The sequence below is a fragment of the Stenotrophomonas sp. AGC87 genome (genome assembly GCF_057333975.1).
The window spans coordinates 43,133-45,826 of record NZ_JBHFHW010000015.1; the positions used below are offsets into that span (position 1 = coordinate 43,133).

3 protein-coding genes are annotated in these 2,694 nt (G+C 68.2%); 2 read left to right on the forward strand and 1 reads right to left on the reverse strand.

The genetic code is table 11. From position 1 onward, the window contains the following. Positions 1–241: 241 nt before the first annotated feature. A complete protein-coding gene (locus ACE026_RS06370) occupies positions 242–730 on the reverse strand; it encodes an RDD family protein (protein ID WP_486038406.1) in 489 nt (162 codons plus the stop codon). A gap of 59 nt (positions 731–789) precedes the next feature. Here ACE026_RS06370 and xerD point away from each other — a divergent pair, with 59 nt between their 5' ends. Both xerD and ACE026_RS06380 read left to right on the forward strand, forming a co-directional pair. Further along, positions 790–1,767 carry a site-specific tyrosine recombinase XerD gene (gene xerD, locus ACE026_RS06375; protein ID WP_486038407.1) on the forward strand — a complete coding sequence of 326 codons (978 nt, stop codon included), beginning with the start codon at positions 790–792 and terminating at the stop codon, positions 1,765–1,767. 104 nt (positions 1,768–1,871) lie between these two features. After that, positions 1,872–2,657: a thioredoxin fold domain-containing protein gene (locus ACE026_RS06380; protein WP_486038408.1), complete on the forward strand. Its 786-nt coding sequence runs from the start codon at positions 1,872–1,874 to the stop codon at positions 2,655–2,657. Positions 2,658–2,694: the final 37 nt, after the last annotated feature.

Below are 2,694 nucleotides of genomic sequence, written 5' to 3' on the forward strand. Positions count from 1 at the left end.
ATCCATGGCAGCACACGGTCCCGGCCTGGCAATCCCGCCGCGCCTCCGACAGTGTGCTGGTGGGGGTAGGGAGAGCAGGAGCAGCCGGGCATGGCCCGGCTCTACCGTTCTGATGGATTGGCGAGGTGCCGGTGTTCGTGTTCAATCTTGGCGACTGAGCGACTGAGCGACTGAGCGACTGAGCGTCAGAGCGTCAGAGGGTCAGAGCTGTAGAGCGTCAGAGCTGTAGAGCGTCAGTACGTCAGCGCTTCGGCAACCGCGCAACCCGCGTCCCGCTGGCCCGGTCATGCCAGGTCAACCGCTGCCGATCCAGCAGCGCCCACCAGAACCCCAGGCCGGCCGCCAGCACCGACAGCGAGCCCACCGCGTACCGCCGCCACAACTGCCTGCGCGTCGGCACCGTGCCGTCCAGCGAGACCACCCGCAACCGCCACGGCCGCATCCCCAGCGTCTGCCCGCCGCGGCGCCAACTCATCGTCGCGTACAGGCCTGTCACGACCCAGCAGCATGCCCACAACGCCCACTGCCACGCGCTGAACGGGGCGATGTTCTCCCGCTCTGCGTGACCGCTCAACGTATAGACCGCCACGAACACCGCCCCCAGCAGCATCCACAGCGCCAGCGCGGGGAAGAAGTCGTACAACAGTGACAACAGCCGCCACAGCAGCAACGATGCGGGGCGATCAGCAGCGGGGGACGACAGCGCGGTATCGGTCATGACCCGGAGCATACCCGGCCCGCTGCCCGCGTTCGATGGCCCACGCACGGTCTGCTCCGTATGCTGTCCGCATGTCCGATGCCACCACCCCCGCACTACGTCGCCAGCTCATCCAGCACCTCCCCGAGCTGCGCGACGACGACAATGTCCGCATCCAGCGCTTCCTCGACACGGCCTGGGCCGAGCACGGCCTGGCGCGTGCCAGCCTGGACAGTTACCGGCGCGATCTTGAAGGTCTCGCGCGCTGGCGTGATGGCGCTGCCGGGGGGCTGGCCGGTCTTGATCGCGCCGGGCTGTTCGACTACCTGGCCTGGCGCTCCCGCCATGGCTGGTCCCCGCGCAGCAATGCCCGTCTGCTGTCCGCGTTGCGGGCCTTCTTCGCCGATGCGGTCCGCCGCGGCGAGCGCAGCGATGACCCCAGTGCGCTGCTCGATCCGCCGAAGCTGCCGCGGCTGCTGCCCAAGGCGCTGGCCGAAAGCCAGATCGATGCGCTGTTGGCCAGCCCCGACATCGAGACGCCGCTCGGGCTGCGCGACCGCGCCATGCTGGAGTTGATGTATGCCGCGGGCCTGCGCGTCAGCGAACTGGTCAATCTGCCGGCCAATGCCGTCAACCTGCGCCAAGGGGTGCTGCGCGTGACCGGCAAGGGCAGCAAGGAACGGCTGGTTCCGCTGGGGGAAGAATCCCAGCACTGGCTCGAGCGTTACCTGGCTGAATCGCGCCCGCTGCTCACCGGCAAGCGCAACGTGCCGACGCCACAGGACGGCGCGGTGCCGATGTTTCTGGAGCCCTCCCTGCATCCCTTGAGCCGCCAGCAGTTCTGGGGGCTGGTGAAGAAGTACGCGGTGCTGGCCGGGATCGACCCCGCCCGGATCAGTCCCCACGGCCTGCGCCACAGCTTCGCTACGCACCTGCTCAACCGGGGCGCCGATCTGCGCGCCCTGCAGATGCTGCTCGGCCACAGTTCGCTGTCCACCACCCAGATTTACACGCTGGTGGCCCGCGAACACCTGCAGAAACTGCACGCCAAGCATCACCCGCGCGGCTGAGACGGCGCAAAACCCGGGTGCGCGTCACCGTTCCACTGCGGTCCAGCTGCGTGGGCAGGCAGCTGTGCGAGAATCCAGCCTGACCTCTTACACCGGAATGCTCGATGCTCCGTGTTGCCATTGCGGCGCTCTTCGGCGCGCTCAGCCTGTCTGCCTGCGCGCAGCAACCGTCCGCTCCGGCGGCCAAGACCATTGCCGCCACCCCGGCCCCGGCCGCTGCCGGTGATGCCGACCAACGCGTGCGCACCGCGCTGCAGCAGCTGGACCCCACCTTCAAGCCTGATTTCATCGGGGCCGCGCCGTTTGCCGGGTTCCGCGAGGTGCTGGTCGGTGGCCAGGTGCTGTACGTCTCTGATGACGGCCGCTACTTGATGCAGTCCCAGCCGTACGATATCCAGAACAAGGCGCCGGTCAGCAGCCAGGGCCTGCTCAGCTACCGCCGCAAGCTGCTCGATGGCGTGCCGCACAACGAGCGCATCGTGTTTGCTGCGCCGAATGCGAAGTACACCGTCAGCGTCTTCACCGACATCGAGTGCGGCTACTGCCGCAAGCTGCACCAGGACATCGCCGAGCTCAACCGCAACGGCATCACCGTGGAATACCTGGCGTTCCCGCGCATGGGCCTGGGCAGCCAGGACTACACCGACATGATCTCGGTCTGGTGCGCGGCCGACCGCAAGCAGGCCCTGACCGCCGCCAAGACCGGCAAGGCCGTCACCCCGAAGAACTGCACCAATCCGGTGGCCATGCAGTACAAGCTCGGCCAGCAGATGGGCGTCAACGGCACCCCGGCGATCTTCGCCGCCGACGGCACCCAGCTGGGTGGCTACCTGCCGCCGGCGCAGCTCAAGGCGGCGCTGGAGCGCGTCTCGGCAGGCGGCAGCCGCTGAAAACAGAACGCCCCGGCCAGGCCGGGGCGTTTTTCTG